Below are 17536 nucleotides of genomic sequence, written 5' to 3' on the forward strand. Positions count from 1 at the left end.
AGGTCGTGAGGTCGGGTGAGCGGATGTGGAAGACGGCGGGTCGAGGCCGGATCGGTGACCCGGCCGCGACCGATTGCCACCGGTCGAAGTCGGACGCGGCCCGGCTCACAAGCGCTTCCGGGCAGGCCGGGGTGGGCGCGATCCGGTGGGTCGCGTAGAATTCAATGGACAGACAGTAAATCCAAAACGATGGAAGGGGCAAGCCGCGTGAGTCCGCGCGTGTACAAGTCCGACAAGCGCCAATCCGCCGCCGAGGACACTCGGCAGCGGATTCTGGCGGCCGCCCGCGCGCTGCTGGCGGCCCCGAAACCCACCCAGATCTCGGTGGACGCCATCGCCAAGGCGGCGGATGTGTCACGGCAGACGATCTACAACGCCTTCGGCTCCAAGTCCGGCCTCCTGGAAGCCCTGTTCGACTCGCTGGCCACCCGGGCGGACATCGACCTGCCTCCGGCCTTCGCCGCTGCCGATCCCGTTACGGCGCTACGCCGATTCACCGAGAGTTTCTGCCGCTTCTGGGCCTCGGATCCGGTCGTGATCCGCAGACTGCGGGGCATGGCCGTGCTGGACTCGGACCTCGACCGGTTGTTGCGCGAGCGAGACGACATGCGCCGCACCGCGCTGACCACGCTGCTGGGCGCCCATGCGGAGACGACCGCCGACGACACGATCGACGTCATATGGCAGCTCACCGGCTTCGAGACCTACGACGGCCTGGCTCGCCGCGATCCCACCCGGGAGCCGGCGGTGGTGACCGACCTGGTGGCAACCGCCGTCACGGCCGTGTACACGGCGGCGAGCGCCTGAGCCACAGACCGAGCGGACACCGGACGCGGCAAAGCCCGGCCCCGGGTAGCCGGTGCCCGGGTCGTCGGCCCCCGTCACCGGCGCCGGTTCGCCGACCGCCCGGGTCACCGGCCTCCCGGTTCACCGACCGCCCCGCCGACACCGAGCGCGTCGGCCATGTCGGTGCGGACGGATACATTCGCCGGTGCCGCCGGAGACTTGCCCCCCAACCAGGTCCGGCGGCGCGCCGAACGGTCCGCCGCCCCCATGGACGGCGGACCGTTCACGCGTCGACGGCCCTCGCGGGCGGTACGACTGCCGAGCCGGGCGTCTCGCGCGGGCGCAGACCGAAGTGAATCAGCGCCACCGCCGCGAGGGTGACCACCACGTCCACGCCCAACGCGAGGTGGATGCCGTGGAGTTCGGCGCCCTGGGTCGTGGCGACCGAGCTCAGGATCGGGATGCCGACCGTGATGGCCACCTGCTGGGTCATCGAGGTCAGGCCCGTGGCCAGGCCCTGTTCGTCGTCGGCCAGACCCGATGTCCCGGTCACCGTGTACGCGACGATGGCGCTCACGTGTCCGAAGAATCCGACGAACAGCGCGGGGATCAGCACCAGGAGCGCCAGTCGATCGGCGCCGAGGAACACCAGCGGAAGGGTCGCCAGGCCCTGCACGGACAGGCCCACGGTCAGGACCGTGCGGCTGCCGAGGCGGCCGATGGCACGACCGGCGAGCACACCGGCGGCCACCGCGGCCAGGCCCGGTATGCCGAAGATCAGGCCGGTGGTCAACGGCGAGAAGCCCAGGGTGTGCTGGAGGTAGAGGGTGGTCAGGAAGATCATCGCCGTCTCCATGGTGAAGACCACGAACCCGGCGAGGTTGCCCCACTTCACCGTGGGCCGGCTGAGGATCCGCACCGGCGCCAGCGGCGCGGGCGAGCGCAGCTCGATCAACCGAAACGCGGCCAACAGGAGCACGCCGACCACCGCCGCGACGATGTCCTTCTCGATGATCGCGTAGATCCCGGCCAGCAGGCCGCCGGTCACCGTCACCGCGCCGGGCAGGTCCAGCCGCACCCGATCGGGCAGGCTGCTCTCGGCGATCAGGGACGGCGTGACCAGCAGGATGGCCACGGCGATCGGGACGTTGACGAAGAACGCGGCCCGCCAGCTCAACAGGCTGACGAGCGTGCCGCCGACCAGCGCGCCGACGGTGAAACCGGCGGAGAGCAGTGCGCCGTTGAGGCCGAGCACCCGGTCGCGCAACGCGCCTTCGGCGAACGTGCTCGTGAGCAGCGACATGGCCGCGGGCGTCGCCATCGCGGTGGCGACGCCCTGAAGCACACGGGCACCCAGGAGCATCTCCGCGTTGCTCGCGAAGCCGCCGAGCAACGACGCGGCGGTCAGCAGGGCCATTCCGGACAAGAACAGTCTGCGTCGGCCGAACAGATCCGCCATCCGACCGAACAGCAGGGTGAGACCGGCCGCGGGCAACGCGTATGCGGAGGTGATCCAAGGGAGTTCGGTCGATTCCAGTCCCACGCCGGCACCGACCTGCGGGAGCGCGACGTTGAGGATCGAGAAGTCGACGGACAGCATGAAGCCGGTACCGAGCAGGACCGCCAACACCCACCGCTGTCTGCCCTCGATCGTTGCCGGCGGCACCGGGTCACCGGTGCCGCCGGCGTGGTTCCCATCGTTTCCCGTGCGTTCGATCCGGCCGTCGCTCATGGGAGCACCCCTCTGTCGCCATAGCCACCAAATGCAACCTCAGAGTTGCACGTCGACACGGGCATGCGCAACCGATGGATTGCACATTGAGGATGCTCGGCCGTCCCGGTCGGGCCTCAGGCCACGGTCGCGGTGCCGGCGGGCCCTCGGCGACGACCCGGCCGGCCTTCATGACCACCAGGTTCGCGGCGAAGCGGGCGGCCTGGTCGAGGTCGTGCAACACGGCCACGACGGTGCGGCCCTCGGCGTTCAACTCGGCGCACAACTCCAACAGGTCGTATTGGTGGGCGATGTCGAGGAAGGTGGTCGGCTCGCCCGGAAGCACGATCGGGGTCTGCCGGGCCAACACCATCGCGATCCAGGCCCGTTGGCGCTGTCCGCCGGACAGGTCGCCCGCGAGCGTGTCGGCGAGGTCGGTCGGACCGGTGCGGTCGAGGTTTCGGTCGATCCCTGGCCCAGGGTCACGATCCGCGTGCGGCGTGTCGTGCCCGGTGCGCAGCACATCGGCGGTGAACGATTCGGCCTGGTCGGTGTAGTCGACGGCGTAGGAGCGGATCCGCGCTTCGGGGCCCTCGCGCAGCCGCAGTTCGTCGGCGAGCAGGGCGGTGACGACGGTGGAGTCCAAGCCGCCCGACAGCAGGCTGCACACCGGCACGTCCGCTTCCAGTTGGCTGCGGCAGGCCCGCCCGACCAGTTCCCCGACACGCTCCACAGTGGTTGCGCGATCGTCCTCGTGCGGGCGTATCGCCAGTTGCCAGTAGGCGGTTTCGCGAATGCCGTCGCGACCGAAGCGAAGGACCGAGCCGGGCTCGACCTCGCGTATCCCGGCCCAGACGGTCGGCCCGGTGTCGAAGAGCAGGCCGTACGCGGCGCGCAGCCCGTCCGCGTCCACGATCGGGTCGATCTCGGGGTGCGCGAACAGGGCCTTGGGCTCGGAGGCGAAGGCGATCCCGCCTTCGACAAACGCCCAGTGGAGCGGTTTGACGCCGAGCCGGTCCCGGACCAGCAGCAGGCAGGCACGACGGACGTCCCAGATGGCGAACGCATACATGCCCTCGAACCGATCGACGCAACCCTCCCCCCATTCCAGGTAGGTGCGGAGCACCGTCTCGGTGTCGCTGCGGGTACGGAACCGGTGCCCCGCGCGCCGTAGTTCGGCCCGCAGTTCGTGGTGGTTGTACACCTCGCCGCTGTAACTCAGCACCACCTGGGGCTCGTCGTCCCGGTCGAGCATCGGCTGCCCGCCGCCCTCCACGTCGAGCACGGCCAACCGCCGGTGTCCCAGGGCCGCGTGGCCGTCCACCCAGCCATCGCCCGCGTCCGGACCACGCCGTGCCAGCGTCGCGGTCATCGCGTCGAGGACCGCGCGCCGCGGGCGGGCGTCGTGCTCGAAGGACACCCAGCCGGTGATGCCGCACATACGTTTCCTTCGATCGGGGGAAGAGGCGCACTCACCGCACCGATTCGGGGTGCGGACACCGCCGACGCGTGCGCAGGTATCCGAGTCGTCGGGCGCGAGTCGACTCCGGTTCCGGCGCAGGAACGCCGATTCCCCGGGCACCGGCGGCAGGGCGGCCATCACCGGCAGGTCGGTCCGACCGCGCGACGAAGCCAGACCACCGCCGCGCCGAAACCTCGTCGGCCGGCCACCGCTCGGTGCCGAGGATCCGGTGGGCCCCTTGGGGTCAGCGCCGTCGGGCCGCCCAGGCCGTCCGGGTGTTGCGCATCGTCAGGTTGCGGCGGTTCAGCAGAGCCTCGGGGCGCTCGTCCGCCAACAGGTGGTCGAGGGTATCGAGGTCGTCGGCGGCCAACCGGTCGGCGAACGCCGCGCGGAAGCGCCCCAGCAGGGCGCGCGCGTAGCGCCCCGCGCCCGGCGGCGCCGGACTCGCCTCAACCGTGAAGGTGTGTTGGGCGATGGTCGCGAAACCGGCCCGCTCCAGATGCGGCCGCCAGTCGGGGTGTGCGTTCGCACCCGCCTGCGCGGCGACCTCGTGGCAGCGTGCCTCCAGACCGGGCCGGCCGATGCCGAGGTCGTCGGGCAGGAAGCGCGGCAGCGCGTCCATCTCGACGACCGCCAGCACGCCACCGGGGTTCAGCGCCGCGTGGATGTCGCGAAGCCGGTGGTCGGGGTCGGCGAAGTGGTGGAGCGACGAGGCCGCCCACGCGACGTCCACGGGCTCGATCGACGGCCAGGCGACGTCCAGGTCGGCCTGCACGACGCGCAGCCGCTCGGCCGCGAGTCCGGCGCCGGGCGCCGCCGCGCGCAGCCGGTCGAGCAGCACCGCCGAGCGGTCGATCGCGACGATCTCCGCGCCCTCGAATCGTCGGGCCAGCGCCAGGCTCCCGGTCCCGGTGCCCGCACCCACGTCGGCGATCCGGCGCGGCGCCTCGGGGGCATGGCGACGGACCCAGTCGGTCAGCTCGTCCAAAAGCGGCCCGAACACCTCGGCGTCCAGGTCCAGCATGTCGGCCCAACCCGATTCGTCGTGGGGCCGGTCCAGGTCGCCGTGCGGTGCGGCAGCGCCGCCGCCGTGTCGGTGTTCGTGCCGGCGCGGGTGGTGTTGTGCGTGCCGGTCCTGCCCATGGGGCTGAGAGTGCGTTGCCATGGCCCCACGGTAGGCGCACTCGTGCGTCGTACACATACACTCTTGCCTATGACGCAAGAATTGGGGCTCGACAACGTCGTCCGCCACCGCATCCGCGGGTTGCGCCTCGCCCGTGGTTGGTCCCTGGACACCCTCGCCGCCCGCTGCCATCTGAGTCCGTCCAACCTGAGCCGGATCGAAACCGGGCACCGCCGGATCGCCCTGGACCAACTGGTCGCCATCGCCCGGGCCCTGGACACCACCCTCGACCACCTCGTCGAGTCCGCCGACGACGAGGACGTGGTGATCCGGGCGCAGGCGTGCCACACCGAGGGCATGACCAGTTGGCTCCTGTCCGGCGAGCGCTCGCTGCACGGGGTCACCGTGGCGAAGCTGCGGATCACGCCCGACCGGCCGACCGGTGTCGAACACCTGAAGGTGCATCCCGGCCGCGAGTGGTTCACGGTCCTGTCCGGCACGGCCCGACTGGAACTGGGTGAGCGGGTCCTGCTGATCCAAGCCGGCGACGCGGCCGAGTTCTCCACGATGACCCCGCACTGCGTCGGGGCCCACGGCGGGCCCGTGGAGATCCTGATCATCCTCGACCACAACGGGGAACGCTCCCACCTCCCACCGGGCCCGGCCGCGCACTCGTGAGCCCGGCCGTCGCTCCACCACTCGGCCTACCGCCCGGGCCGCTCGCCACCACGACAGCGACCTGTCGAGGTGGTCGCTCGTTCGCCGGGCATGAGCAACCACGTCCCGCCGACCGGCGACTCCCCCATGGCCGCCGACACCCCGATCTCGCCCGAACAGCGCGCGGCCCTGGAGCGGCCGACCTCGGCCGGTGACCGCGCCGGCGCCTGGCTGTGCGCGCACGGCAGGCCGGGTGGCCCGGCCTGGGCCCTCGCCGGCGCGATCGAGCACGTCCTGCGCGGCCTGCCCGTCGCCGACCCCGCCGCGGGCGGAGGTTCCCGTCCGGGCGGCGGCGGTCCGGGGCGCCGCCGCCCGGTAAGGGTCACGCGTCGGCGAGCAGGGCGGCCAGCGCCGTGGCCGTGTCCGGGTGCCGCTCGACCAGGGCCGCGCCCGGCGAGCCGATCTCCGCCGTCGTCCACGGATCCTCGCAGCCCAGCAGGCCCGCCACCGCGTCGCACGCGGCCGGATGGGTCGCGAGCAGCGCGAGGCCGAGGCCGCCGCGCGAACGGCCGTCGGTCGGACGCGATTCCGGCCGGGGCGGGGCCAGCCACGGCGGCATCCAGGCGTCCAATGCCGCGAGCCGGCCCGGGAAGATCCGCCCCGCCTCGCGGATCAGCAGCGGGGCGAGTTCGGCACCGCCGGATCGCAACGTGCCGATCAGGGTCGGCAACCACGGCAGCAGCACCGGGTCGGGCAGCCGGGCGAATGCGTTGGACACCGCCTCCACGACGAAGTCGGTCAACCCCGGCACCGGTTCCAGCGCGTGCACGAATCCGCTGAGGTACTGCGGATAGGCGGGCAACACCAGCGGGTTGCCCAGCAGCTCGTCGCAGCGCCCGCGCAGGTCCGCCCGGGACAGCCGGCCGAGCTGCACCTGGGCCGCCCACAGCAGCGCGACCTTCGCGGGCTCGTCCGGATGCGACTGCGCGACCGCCAACTCCAACTGGGTCCGGTCGCAGCCCAGCGACAGCGCCAGGCTCTCCATGCCGAACAGGAAGCCCAGCATCGCCGCGACCTGGCGCACGCCGGCGTCCTCGTCGGTGAACGCGGTCGGCAGGAGCGTGCAGTAGTGCGCGTATCCGGTCTTGACGAACGACTCGATCCAGGCCGGGAGAACCGGTTCATTGGTTCGGTAGTACGCCAGCAACCGCCGTACTCGGCGCAGCACTTCCGGCGCGCCGTCGACGCTGCGCTCGGTGGCGAGCACCTCCAGTGCCCGGGTGCCCAGTTCCTCGGCGAGTCGGCCGCCGCGCAGGTACAGGGTCGCGTCCTCGACGGCCTCCAGGACGGTCGCCGCAGTGGCGTGCGGACCGTAGGCGACGCGTCGCAACCGCTGTTCCAGCACCTGTTCGATGCTGACGCCCTCGTAGCCGAGTTCGATCAGCGCGCGCTGCTGGGTGCCCAGCGCCAGGTCCCACGACTCCTGGATCGGTCGCTCGCCGAGCCGCCGCTCGCCCATGATCGGCCGGGCTGTACCGGGTGGCATCAGATAGCGCAACATCCACAACACGTCGGAGCAGCGCGCCAGCTCCGGCCGGGCCGCGATGTCCAGCAACGCCCTGCGCACACCCCGCTGTTCCAGGTTCAGCCCGAGCGGTGCCAGCCGGTCGTGCACGTCGCGGGCCAGCGGCGGCAGGGCATCGTAGCCGACCTTGCCGATCCGGTCGCCGCCCATCATGATCTCGACCAGGCGGCGCACGTCGCGCCGGCCCGGCACCACGTCCTTCTCGATGCAGGTGACCGCCGCGTCCTGGAAGTCGTACGGCGTGGGTTTGGCCCGGTCGCGCATCCCGGCCAGCAGGATCGACGTCTCGAACACCGCGATGGCATCGGCCGTGGAGGCGAGATAGCCGTTGCGGCGCGCGGCCCGCACCACCTCCACCGACCAGCCGAGCAGTTCGTCCTCGTCCAGCCGGTCGAGCACCGGCGGACGGCCCAGGAACCCGGACAGCTTGTCGTCGGCCGGCGTGTTCGGCGCGGCCGGCACCGGTACCGGCGGTGGGGTGTGCGCGTTCTTCCTCGGCTTCGCGGCCTTCTTGGTGCCCGCCTGGCCGATCAGCCGGAACGGCCGCACGCCGGTGCGCTTCAGGTTCTTCGCCCACACCGTCGCGGCGATCGACACCGAGCCGGCCGCGAGGCCGAACTGCGCCTCGATCGCGGCGTGGCTGGAGGGGATCAGCCCGTGCTGCCACGTGGTCGCGGTACGCGGGCCGATCTCGTAGGTGTCCGTGCCGTCGATGCCGAACTCCGCGACCCGGGCGGCCGCGTGGAAGGCGCCGCAGACGTAGAGGCAGTCCGCGGGATCGGTGCCGGTGGCGGTGAGGTGTTCGCGCATCCGGGTCCACATGTAGCGCTCGCGGTCCTCGTCCACGCGCACCCGCTGCGGATCGCCCGGTGCCAGCCGTCGGAACAGGCTGCCGATCAGCACCATGACCTGCCGGTAGGTGTCGTGGTCGCAGTCGCCGAGCGGGAGTTCGACGTACTGGTGCCACCATTCCGACCAGTGCCGCACCCGTCCGTGCCGCAGCAGGTGCTCCTCCAATTCGGCGAAGCGCGGACGCAGGTCGCCGATCTCCAGGCCGATCGCGTCGCCGTGCAGCGCGCTTTCCTCCTCGGCCGGCGGCGCGTCCGGATCGACCGGCTCGCCGCCGGCCCCGCCGTGCGGTTCCCACTGGTAGACGTGGTCCGAGGAGCGGTCGACCAGCACCAGTTCGACGCCGGGGGTGTCCAACGCGTAAGCGATCGCCTGGTATTCGGCCGATGCCTCGGTGATCGGCGCGACCACCGACAGCGGTGCCCATTCGATCGGGAAGCCGTCGATCTCGGACGCGAACGCCTGTACGGCCACCGGGAGCGTGCAGTTGCGCAGCTCGGCCAGCAGCGGCGCCATGTCCTCGCACAGTTCGAGGTAGATCACCTTCGGCTGCTTCGCGCGCAGCCTCCGGGCCATCGCGATCGCCGAGGCGGGCGAGTGGTGGCAGACCGGGAAGATCTCCAGGGGTTCGCGGGCCGCGCGGTCGACGTCGTCGACGATGCCGAGCAGGATGTCCGCGAGCGCGTCCGGGCCGTCGGCGAATGTCGCCGCCGCGTCTTGGAGTTGACCGCGCAGCGCGTCGAACGCGCCCTCGTGCGGGCCGTTCACGACAGGGCGGCGATCGCCGTGCGACCGCCCTCCAGGAACTCCGGCCAGTGCCCGCCCTCGTCCTTGCCGCGCGGCTCGACCACGCCGTGCAGGTACTTGTTGATGATGGCCAGGTCCTCGGGTTCGCGGCGGGCCAGCGATCCGACCAGGGAGGAGGCGAGGGTGTGGGCGGTCAGCGCACGGTCGCCGAAGAAGTTGCCGTGCAGGATGGCGTCCTCCAGGACGCCGATCTGTTCGGCGGTGGACAACGACGACTCCAGTTTCTCGTCGTCGCTGCCGGCCGCCGCAGCCGCGGCGCGCAGGTCGGCGAAGCTCTGCAGGAGTACGTCCAGCAGCGTCGGCGGCACCTCCAACTCGATTTGGTGCCGGCGCAGCAGTTCCTCGGTGCGGAAGCGGACGATCTCCGCCTCGCTCTTCTTGTTGGTCACCACCGGGATGCGGACGAAGTTGAAGCGGCGCTTGAGTGCGGAGGACAGGTCGTTGACGCCGCGGTCGCGGCTGTTGGCGGTGGCGATGACGGAGAAGCCCGGCTTGGCGAACACGATGGCATCGCTGTCCAGTTCCGGCACCGAGACGTACTTCTCGGACAGGATGGAGATCAGCGCGTCCTGTACGTCGCTGGTGGAGCGGGTGAGCTCCTCGAATCGGCCGATCGCGCCGGACTCCATCGCGGTCATGATCGGCGAGGGAATCATCGACTCGCGTGACTGGCCCTTGGCGATCACCATGGACACGTTCCACGAGTACTTGATGTGGTCCTCGGTGGTGCCGGCCGTACCCTGCACCACCAACGTGGAGTTGCGGCAGATCGCGGCGGCCAGCAGTTCGGCCAGCCAGCTCTTCCCGGTCCCGGGGTCGCCGATGAGCAGCAGGCCGCGGTCGGAGGCCAGTGTGACGATGGCACGCTCGACGATGCTGCGGTCACCGAACCACTTCTGGGCGATCTCCCGGTCGAGACCGTCCGAGCGCTCGGAACCCAGCACGAACAGTCGCACCATCTTCGGGGACAACCGCCAGGTGAAGGGCTTGGGGCCGTCGTCGACGGACTCCAGCCAGTCCAGTTCCTCGGCGTACTTGAGCTCGGCGGGCGCGCGCAACAGGTCGGACATGTGATGGGGCCTTTCTAGGCGAGGAACGTCTTGAGTTCGTGGACGAGCTTGCGGATGTGGCCGGAGATCACCGGTGTGCCCAGGTCCTTGAAGCGTTCGCGGAACCAGGGGTTGACACTGCCGCGGCCGGAGCTGGTCACCGAGCCGACCGGAATGAACCTGGCCCCGGAACGGTGCACGGCGGCCATGCTGTCGAACAGTCGATCGGTGTGCCATTCGTAGAAGTCGGAGATCCACACCACGACGGTGTTGCGCGGCTCGGCGATCTTGGGTCGGGCCAGTGCCATCGCGACCGTGCCGTCGGTACCGCCGCCGAGTTGGGTGCGCAGCAGGGTTTCGAACGGGTCGTGTACCCACGGGGTGAGGTCGATGGCCTGCGTGTCGTAGGCGATCAGATGTACGTCCACCTTGGGCAGTCCGGCGAAGATCGACGCCAGGATGGTGCAGTTGACCATCGAGTCGACCATCGAGCCCGACTGGTCCACGACCACGATCAGCCGCGAGGGTGTGGTCTTGCGGACGGTGTGCCGGTAGAAGAGGCGGTCGACGTACAGCCGCTCCTCGTCGGGGCTCCAGTTGGTGAGGTTCTTCCAGATCGTGCGGTCGATGTCCAGGTTGCGGAAGACCCGTTTGGGCGGGATCGAGCGGTCCAGGGTGCCGACACTGGCCTTGGCCAGTTGGGTCCGCAACACCTCGGCGACCTCGTCGACGAAGCGGCGGATCAGGTCCTTGGCATTGGCCAGGGCGACGCCGGACAGGTTGTCCTTGTCCCGCAGGAGTTGCTCGATCAGCGACATGCTGGGGGTCAGCTGTGCCGCGAGCCTGGAGTCGGCGAGCACTTCGCGCAGGTGCATACGTTTGACCAGGTCCGCCTCGATGGCGGCCAGTTCCGGGCCGATCGTCGGAATCAGCGTGCCGAGATCGGGTGTCCCGGCGCCGCCGCCGGAGCCGGTCCGCGCGGCGCCTCGGCCCGCGGCCCCCGGGCGACCGCCGCGCAGTTCGCCGGGCTTGCAGCCGAACGCCCGCTCCAGCCACCCGGCGTCCGACTGCCACCGGGACAACTGCCCGGCGCTGACCGTGCCGGATCCGGTGCTCAGGACGTTGAGCAGCACCTTCGACACCATCGCGGCGCGGCGCACCTCGGCGGCCCGATCGCGTCCGTCCGGATCCGGTTCGGGCACCATCAGGCCGTCGAACTCGGCGGCCAGTTCGGGGTGCCGCTGCACGATCGCGTCGACGGATGCCTGCGGGTCGAGCAGCGCGGGCGGCAGGCCGATGTCCTCGACGACGGCCAGGCTCGCCGATTCGAGGCTCGGCTGCTCTTCGGGGTCGAACAGACGGGCCAAGAGTCGCCAGTACAGGACCTGGCGACGGTTCTCGTCGGCGACCGGCTCGGCAACCGGCTGGGTGACGAGCTGGGCGACGGGCTTGCCGGTGGGTTCCGTGGCGGATGCCGTGTTGGATGCCGTGGTGGATTTCGTGCTCGGGTCGATCATGTGCGCAGCAACTTTCCGGCGCGCTCGCGCAACACCCGCACGGCTTCGGTGGCGGCCTGCTCGGCTTTGACGGCCGGCTTGTCGGCCGTACCGCCGGCCCAGGCGCCGGCGTGGATCGCGACGGTCTTCTTCTTCACGACGGTCTCGACAGCGAGCGGCTGGACCCGGAAGCTGCCCGCGTCCCAGCGCAACAGGCCGATGCACGCGCTCGACGTCGCGACGGCGTCGGGAGTGAGCGGGCCGGCCGAGGGTATGCGGTCCGCGTCGACGGGGAGGCGCTGTCCGGCGACCGTGAACGCGAGCCGGCCGTCGTCTCGTTGTACCGCGTAGTCCTCCAGGAACACGGGGACTGCGATGACCGCCGGATGCCGGTCCAGGGGCGCGATCGCCCCGGCGCCGGCGCCGGGCAGCGCGACCCGGGCGGTGGCGAAGGCGTCGGCGGGTTCGCCGAGGCGCGCGTGCGCGTCGCTCCAGATCAGGTCGCCCTCGGCGGTGATCGGCATGTCCGTCAGATGCATCGAGCGGCCGTCGCCGGCGGCGGCCGGCAACGACATGTGCGGGCGCAGCAGTTGCCATACGCCGACGCCGACGACCGTGTCCGGCTTGGGTGCCGAGACGCTCGCCCGCACCAGACGTGGCGAGCTGCCGTCTGCGGGCTCGAACACCGCGTGGACCTGGGCCTGTACGGCGGTCGCGTGCTCGTGCAGGTCGACGCCCAACGGCAGCAACCGACCGGTCACGGCCTCCATGGCGGGCGAGCCGCCGGCGCCGGGGTGGGTCAGCATCATCGCGCGCGACCACAGGTCGGCCCAGCGGCGCACCGGGAAGCGTTCCAGGGCCGCGCCCGGGCAACACGCCGCGAGTTCGGCGGCGAAGCCGTCCAACAGCGTGGCCGGGCGGCGCAGCGCCGGGTCCGGGAGCATTGCGGAGACGACCTGCCCCGCCCCGGAGACCAGGTCGTGGTCGATGCCCTGCCATCCGGCGCGGGCCAGGTCGGCGAGCCAGGCACGCGCCGCGGCGAGCAGGTTCACCGCCTCGAACGCGCCCGGTTTCGCCGCCGGTTGCCCGGCACGGCCTCGGCCGGTGGCCTCGTCGACCCGGGTGGTGAGCGCGTCGTGGATCGCGCCGAGCAGCGCGGTGCGGGCGGCGGCGAGGGCGAGCAGGTGGTCCTCGCTCGCGGCGCCGACCGCCGCCTTCTCGACGGCTTCGGCGACCAGGGAGGCGAGCGGCGTGCCGGCGACGGCGGCGGCCAGTTCGGTCAGCGCGGCGGCCTGGGTGGGCTGCGGTCGGAGCAGGCCGCCGATCAGGGTCCGGTCGAACGCTTCGACCACCGCGAGGGCTTCGTCGAGTCCGGGGACGGGTTCGGCGAGCAGATCGGCGCGCATCAGGCCGCCGCCCCGGTCGGTGGAAACCATTGCATCTCCGGCAACGGCGTTGTGTCGGCGACCAGTTCGAGGTAGCCGAGGTGGCGCAGGAACCGACTGAAGACGGGTGCGGCGGCCGTGCCGTCGGCCTGCGCCGGGCGGGTGGCGGTCATCGTGGTGATGATGGCCGGGGCGCCGGCCGCCGCGTCGACCTCGACGCGCAGATAGCGCGCGACCCGCTCGGCGCCGTACTGGAGCACCGCCTCGGTGATCAGCGCTTGGATGTGCTTGCAGAACGAGCCGCGGGCGCCGCCGCAGGGCCGGTTGTTGTTGGTGCTGCACGCGAAGGAGTAGCCGCGCGTCGCGACCGACGAGACGTAGACCCGTCCGATGTCGGAGCCGCTGGACACCACGCCCTGAAGGCGTCCGTCGGCCAGTTCGACGAACGGGACCTTGGCGAGCTTGCGTGGCCGGGCGGGTGGGATCACCCGCGCCGTGCTCGACGCCTCCCACACTTTCCCATCTCCATCCGGGAACACACCATCTCCTTTACGCCCAGGGGGGTTCGCCCCACCGGATCGGCGGGACGGCCCGAACGTACCGGCGATCACCGACAGTGTCGGCGTGGGTGGTTCCGATCCGCGGGTACGGCTGTGGCATCGTGGCGGGTTCAGTGCGCAGCGGCGCCCCGACGAACGCGAGAGGCCACGACGTGTCCGAAGACGTATTCGCCCTTCCCGTCGTCCGGCGACTGGGCGTCCACCTGTCCCTGCGCCGGCTCGGCGCGCTGGACGTGGTCGTGCTGGACCACCCGCGGGTGCGTGCCGCGATCGCCCTCCAGGGTGCCCACCTCCTCGCCTGGCAACCGCAGGGCGCGGAGCCGGTGTTGTGGCTGAGCGATGCCGGCGCTTTCGAGGAGGGGCGGGCGGTGCGCGGCGGCGTGCCGATCTGCTGGCCGTGGTTCGGCCCGGCGGGTCGCCCGAACCACGGCTTCGCCCGCATCCTGCCGTGGACACTGCTCGACTCCGGCGAGGACGACGACGCGGCACACGTGAGCCTGATCCTGCGCGACGGCGAGGAGTCGCGGGCGTACTGGCCGTTCGCGTTCGAGGTGGTCGCCCGCTTCACGCTGGGGCGAAACGAGTGCCGCATCGAGCTGACGGCCCGCGGCGACTTCGAGAGCACCGCCGCGCTGCACACCTACCTGCGTGTCGGCGACCTCGACGGTGTCCGGGTCACCGGTCTGCACGGGCACTACATCGACAAGGTCCTCGACATCGAGGCGGACGCGGACAACGATCCGGACCAGGGCGGGAACGGGTTGTCCTTCCCGGAGCGGATCGACCGCATCTACACGCGCCCGGACGACGTCAGTCGGCTCCACGACCCCTCCGGGAAACGGATCGTCGAGGTACACCACGCCGGGCACAGCGACGTGGTGGTGTGGAACCCGGGCGCGGAACTCACTCGCACCATGGCCGATGTGCCGGACGACGGCCACCGGGAATTCGTCTGTGTGGAGACCGCCCGCGTCTCCCGGCCGCTGGTGAGCGATCCGCAGGCACCCACGCACCTGACCGCGACGCTTCGGATCGCCGCCGACGGATAGGCCCCACACCCGGGCCGGCGGGGCGATGCCGGCACTCTTCGGCGCCCGGGTCGCTCGTTCCGCAACGGCAGCGGGCCCCGGCCGGGCAATCGGGCCGGGTAGGGGGCCATCCCCTGCCACCCGAAGACGGCGCCGCGCCGCGAGGGTGTGCGGCGCCGTTGGCGTCGAGGTCGGTGAGGGTGGCCGCCTCACGGCGGAAGGCACACCGTGGCTCCAGCCGAGCGGTATTCCACGGAGGCAATGGTTGGGCCCGGGGGCGCACCCTCACCGACACCTGAACAACCTACCTCCTCGCCGGATCATTCCCGCTCACCGAAACCCGTGCCGCCGATCCCGCCGTCGGGTCGGGCCGGCTCCGCGGACTCGGCGGGTCGCCGCGACCGGCTCGGGAGNGGNGGCNCGCCGGGCCGAGCGAACGGCCGCGCGCCCGCACATCCGAATCGCGCGGGGTCGGTTCAGGATTCGTCGCGCGCTTCGAGCGTGGCCATCTCCCGCGCGAGCCGCGCCGCGCGGGTCGCGGTGGTGCGTGCCGTGACCAGGGTCAGGATCACGGCGTAGCGCCGCGTCCTGCCGAGCGCGTCGAACGACCGCGCCGCCCGCGGGCTCGCCGCCAACGCCGCGGCGAGGTCGGGCGGGACGGTGGCGTCGCGCTGCGACTCGTAGGCGGCGGCCCATCTCCCGTCGGCTTTCGCGGCCTCGACCTCGGCCAGGCCGGACGGCCGCATCCGCCCCGCCGCGAGCAACTCCTCGACCTTGGCCACATTGACCTGCGACCAACGGCTGTGTGGCCGGCGGGGTACATACTTCTGGAGGTAGTAGACCTCGTCGTGGGACTTCCGTTGGCCCGAGATCCAACCGTGGCACAGGCCGACATCCACCGCCTCGTCACTGGTCGGCGACGGGATGCCCGATCCCTTCTTCGCGATCTTCAGCCACACTGCGACCTTTTCGTCGCCGTGTGCCTCCAGCCAGTCCCCGAACTCCGCGGCGTCCCGGAAGACGATCACCTCGGCTTCGTTCGAGGCAGGTTCCGTCGACACACGCGACTCCTTCGGCCGAAAAGGTCCGCCCACCACGTTCCCCCGTGGTGGCCCGAAACAGCGAGACAAGGACGTTGTACACGCGGCCCGAAACGCCGTCCACCGGAACCCCCGACCGCCGACCCTCGGCAGCGACGGCCGGGTCGCGTACGAGGCCGGTCGACGTCGCGGGACGGGGTCCGGGACCGCGGGGCGGTGGCACGACCATACGACCGGGCGGCAACCCGGGGACAACCGGACGGTATCCGACCGGCCGGGCAACTTTCATCCGGTCGTCGCGCCGGCCGCTTTATGGATACAAAGCAGCGACGAGACGCAACCAAAGTCGTCGAATTACCGGAATGGCAGCGGTGCGCCGGGCTGCGAATAGCTTGCGGAGAGGCCGAGTTCGTCGCGCCCAATGCCCCGGCCGGACTTCCTCTCCCGGGTGCTCGGTGCGATTCCCGCGCGGGCGACGGTCCGCGCACTCGCGGTGCGGGCCCATGGGATGGACAACGACCCCGCCTGCGCAAGCGCCTGCGGGGTCGTGGTCGTATCCGGGTCGTCGTGGTATCCGTGCGATGTCGGGCATGGCCCGCGCAGGAAAGCCCCACCGCGGGGCGGCCGACGCGAACACCGCGCAGCCCGCGGACGCTTACCGGCCGTCAGTGGGCGGCCTGGTACCTCTCGATGAGATCCGCAGGTACCCGACCGCGCGCATTGACCTCGATGCCTTGCGACCTCGCCCATTCGCGGACCTTCACCGGGTCCGGGCCCTGGCCGGTGGTACGGGCTCCCTTGCGACCACGACGGGCGGCGGTACCGGTCTTGCGGGCGGCGCCGAAGTAGGGAGCCAACTTGTCCAGCAACTGCTGGTAGGTGTCCTCGCCGAGGTCGATCTCGTAGGTGACGCCATCCAACGCAAAAGTGTGGGTCGCGATGTCCTCGCCGGTCTCGCCGGTGACGTCATCGGTGTAGAGCGTGACTACGCGCTGAGCCATTGTTGAGAATCCCCTTCCTGGGAGCGGGGAGATCGTACACCCAGAGCCCGAACACCGGCCTCCTTGAAAATCGACAACGGGATAACGACTCGGGCTCTCACCCGCGCGGAAGGCCCTCTGCGGCGTTGCACTCAATGCATGGGACGAGTTCCTGTGGTAGACGGAGACGGTTATGCCTTCGCCATCGACCGGCGAAAGATCGGCCGCCGGGAACATCCCGAAGCTTGGCATTTGCCGGCACCCGTCACACGCTTCCGGGGGAAATCGTCGCGATTCTCGGCACGGACTGGCCATCCGATCGACATAGGGTGTGCCGTACCTGCGGTGCGGGCACCACATCGGAGCCGGCGGGCCGGCCGGCTTCCGATCTCCAGAACCCGGAGTTGGCATTGTTGTTCAGGCACGAGGTACTGACCAAAATCGCGTCCGGCGAGGTCGACCTGGCCTTTCGGCGGTGGCGCCGACCGGCGGTGTGCCCCGGCACCGCGCTGCGCACCGAGGTCGGCGTGCTGGAGGTCGGGGTGGTCGAGATCGTATCGGAGGACGACGTCTCGGACCGGGACGCACAGCGCGCGGGCTACCCCGGGCGGGCGGAACTACTGGCCGACCAACGCCCGGGGGACGACCGGCGGTTGTACCGGATCGGCCTGCGCCTCACCGGCCCGGATCCGCGGGTGGGCCTGCGCGAGGACACCGACCTGTCGACGGCCGACCTCGACGAGATCGTCGCGGGACTGCGCCGTCTGGACGCGCGCGGCGGACGCGGTCCGTGGACCATCGCGATGCTGGAACTGATCGACGCCAACCCGGCCGTACGCGCCCCCGACCTGGCGGCCGGCGCCGGCCGGGAAACGGCACACTTCAAGGCGGACGTACGCAAGCTCAAGGAACGCGGTCTCACCGAGAGCCTGGACGTCGGCTACCGCATCTCACCGCGCGGGCGACTGGTACTCGACCACCTCACCCACACCGCGCGGGACTGACGATCTCGACACCC

Annotated in this window: 14 protein-coding genes; 4 read left to right on the forward strand and 10 right to left on the reverse strand. The window is 71.2% G+C overall.

The window, feature by feature from the left end; all coding sequences use genetic code 11:
- The first annotated feature begins 207 nt into the window (after positions 1–207).
- Positions 208–807: a TetR/AcrR family transcriptional regulator gene (locus A3IC_RS51955; RefSeq protein ID WP_040875939.1), complete on the forward strand. Its 600-nt coding sequence runs from the start codon at positions 208–210 to the stop codon at positions 805–807.
- Positions 808–1069: 262 nt separating this feature from the next.
- On the opposite strand, the gene A3IC_RS0101660 is transcribed toward A3IC_RS51955, so the two are convergent.
- The 3 genes from A3IC_RS0101660 to A3IC_RS0101670 form a co-directional block, all read right to left on the reverse strand.
- Positions 1070–2518 carry an MFS transporter gene (locus A3IC_RS0101660; protein ID WP_020548321.1) on the reverse strand — a complete coding sequence of 483 codons (1449 nt, stop codon included), beginning with the start codon at positions 2516–2518 and terminating at the stop codon, positions 1070–1072.
- Positions 2457–3938: an asparagine synthase (glutamine-hydrolyzing) gene (gene asnB, locus A3IC_RS69935; protein ID WP_020548322.1), complete on the reverse strand. Its 1482-nt coding sequence runs from the start codon at positions 3936–3938 to the stop codon at positions 2457–2459. The genes A3IC_RS0101660 and asnB overlap by 62 nt, the downstream gene beginning before the upstream one ends.
- A gap of 265 nt (positions 3939–4203) precedes the next feature.
- Positions 4204–5124: a class I SAM-dependent methyltransferase gene (locus A3IC_RS0101670; RefSeq protein WP_020548323.1), complete on the reverse strand. Its 921-nt coding sequence runs from the start codon at positions 5122–5124 to the stop codon at positions 4204–4206.
- A gap of 48 nt (positions 5125–5172) precedes the next feature.
- On the opposite strand from A3IC_RS0101670, the gene A3IC_RS0101675 reads away from it, so the two are divergent.
- Positions 5173–5760 carry a helix-turn-helix domain-containing protein gene (locus tag A3IC_RS0101675; protein ID WP_020548324.1) on the forward strand — a complete coding sequence of 196 codons (588 nt, stop codon included), beginning with the start codon at positions 5173–5175 and terminating at the stop codon, positions 5758–5760.
- Between the two features lie 361 nt (positions 5761–6121).
- On the opposite strand, the gene A3IC_RS0101680 is transcribed toward A3IC_RS0101675, so the two are convergent.
- Genes A3IC_RS0101680 through A3IC_RS0101700 form a run of 5 tightly spaced genes read right to left on the reverse strand, consistent with a single transcriptional unit; the run spans position 6122 to position 13449 of the window.
- Positions 6122–8941 (reverse strand): DUF5682 family protein, encoded by a 2820-nt coding sequence (locus tag A3IC_RS0101680; RefSeq protein WP_020548325.1) that lies wholly within the window; start codon positions 8939–8941, stop codon positions 6122–6124.
- Positions 8938–10050, reverse strand: coding sequence for an ATP-binding protein (locus A3IC_RS0101685; RefSeq protein ID WP_020548326.1), 1113 nt, complete (start codon positions 10048–10050; stop codon positions 8938–8940). Before A3IC_RS0101685 ends, A3IC_RS0101680 begins: the two co-directional genes overlap by 4 nt.
- A gap of 14 nt (positions 10051–10064) precedes the next feature.
- On the reverse strand, positions 10065–11546 hold the full coding sequence (locus A3IC_RS0101690) for a VWA domain-containing protein (protein ID WP_020548327.1): 1482 nt from the start codon (positions 11544–11546) through the stop codon (positions 10065–10067).
- The gene (locus A3IC_RS0101695; protein ID WP_020548328.1) at positions 11543–12961 is read right to left on the reverse strand and encodes a hypothetical protein; all 1419 of its coding nucleotides are present in this window, start codon (positions 12959–12961) and stop codon (positions 11543–11545) included. Before A3IC_RS0101695 ends, A3IC_RS0101690 begins: the two co-directional genes overlap by 4 nt.
- Positions 12931–13449: a hypothetical protein gene (locus A3IC_RS0101700; protein WP_245599114.1), complete on the reverse strand. Its 519-nt coding sequence runs from the start codon at positions 13447–13449 to the stop codon at positions 12931–12933. Before A3IC_RS0101700 ends, A3IC_RS0101695 begins: the two co-directional genes overlap by 31 nt.
- A 173-nt stretch (positions 13450–13622) precedes the next feature.
- On the opposite strand from A3IC_RS0101700, the gene A3IC_RS0101705 reads away from it, so the two are divergent.
- On the forward strand, positions 13623–14519 hold the full coding sequence (locus A3IC_RS0101705) for a D-hexose-6-phosphate mutarotase (protein WP_026217768.1): 897 nt from the start codon (positions 13623–13625) through the stop codon (positions 14517–14519).
- Positions 14520–14974: 455 nt separating this feature from the next.
- Here the strand turns inward: A3IC_RS0101705 and A3IC_RS0101710 are convergent, their stop codons facing one another.
- Both A3IC_RS0101710 and A3IC_RS51965 read right to left on the reverse strand, forming a co-directional pair.
- On the reverse strand, positions 14975–15559 hold the full coding sequence (locus A3IC_RS0101710; protein ID WP_020548331.1) for a YdeI/OmpD-associated family protein: 585 nt from the start codon (positions 15557–15559) through the stop codon (positions 14975–14977).
- A gap of 644 nt (positions 15560–16203) precedes the next feature.
- Positions 16204–16539 (reverse strand): histone-like nucleoid-structuring protein Lsr2, encoded by a 336-nt coding sequence (locus A3IC_RS51965; RefSeq protein WP_020548332.1) that lies wholly within the window; start codon positions 16537–16539, stop codon positions 16204–16206.
- A gap of 383 nt (positions 16540–16922) precedes the next feature.
- Here A3IC_RS51965 and A3IC_RS0101720 point away from each other — a divergent pair, with 383 nt between their 5' ends.
- Positions 16923–17522: a hypothetical protein gene (locus A3IC_RS0101720; protein WP_245599115.1), complete on the forward strand. Its 600-nt coding sequence runs from the start codon at positions 16923–16925 to the stop codon at positions 17520–17522.
- The last annotated feature ends 14 nt before the right edge of the window (positions 17523–17536 follow it).

Source organism: Embleya scabrispora DSM 41855, from assembly GCF_000372745.1.
GTDB classification, from domain to species: Bacteria; Actinomycetota; Actinomycetes; order Streptomycetales; family Streptomycetaceae; genus Embleya; species Embleya scabrispora.

What these genes read in the sequence shown, in the direction of transcription:
- A3IC_RS0101660 (WP_020548321.1), bottom strand. Translation starts at nt 2,518, where the DNA reads ATGAGCGACGGCCGGATCGAACGCACGGGAAACGATGGGAACCACGCC.
- A3IC_RS0101685 (WP_020548326.1), bottom strand. Translation starts at nt 10,050, where the DNA reads ATGTCCGACCTGTTGCGCGCGCCCGCCGAGCTCAAGTACGCCGAGGAA.
- A3IC_RS0101675 (WP_020548324.1), top strand. Translation starts at nt 5,173, where the DNA reads ATGACGCAAGAATTGGGGCTCGACAACGTCGTCCGCCACCGCATCCGC.
- A3IC_RS0101670 (WP_020548323.1), bottom strand. Translation starts at nt 5,124, where the DNA reads ATGGCAACGCACTCTCAGCCCCATGGGCAGGACCGGCACGCACAACAC.
- A3IC_RS51965 (WP_020548332.1), bottom strand. Translation starts at nt 16,539, where the DNA reads ATGGCTCAGCGCGTAGTCACGCTCTACACCGATGACGTCACCGGCGAG.
- A3IC_RS0101690 (WP_020548327.1), bottom strand. Translation starts at nt 11,546, where the DNA reads ATGATCGACCCGAGCACGAAATCCACCACGGCATCCAACACGGCATCC.
- A3IC_RS0101695 (WP_020548328.1), bottom strand. Translation starts at nt 12,961, where the DNA reads ATGGTTTCCACCGACCGGGGCGGCGGCCTGATGCGCGCCGATCTGCTC.
- asnB (WP_020548322.1), bottom strand. Translation starts at nt 3,938, where the DNA reads ATGTGCGGCATCACCGGCTGGGTGTCCTTCGAGCACGACGCCCGCCCG.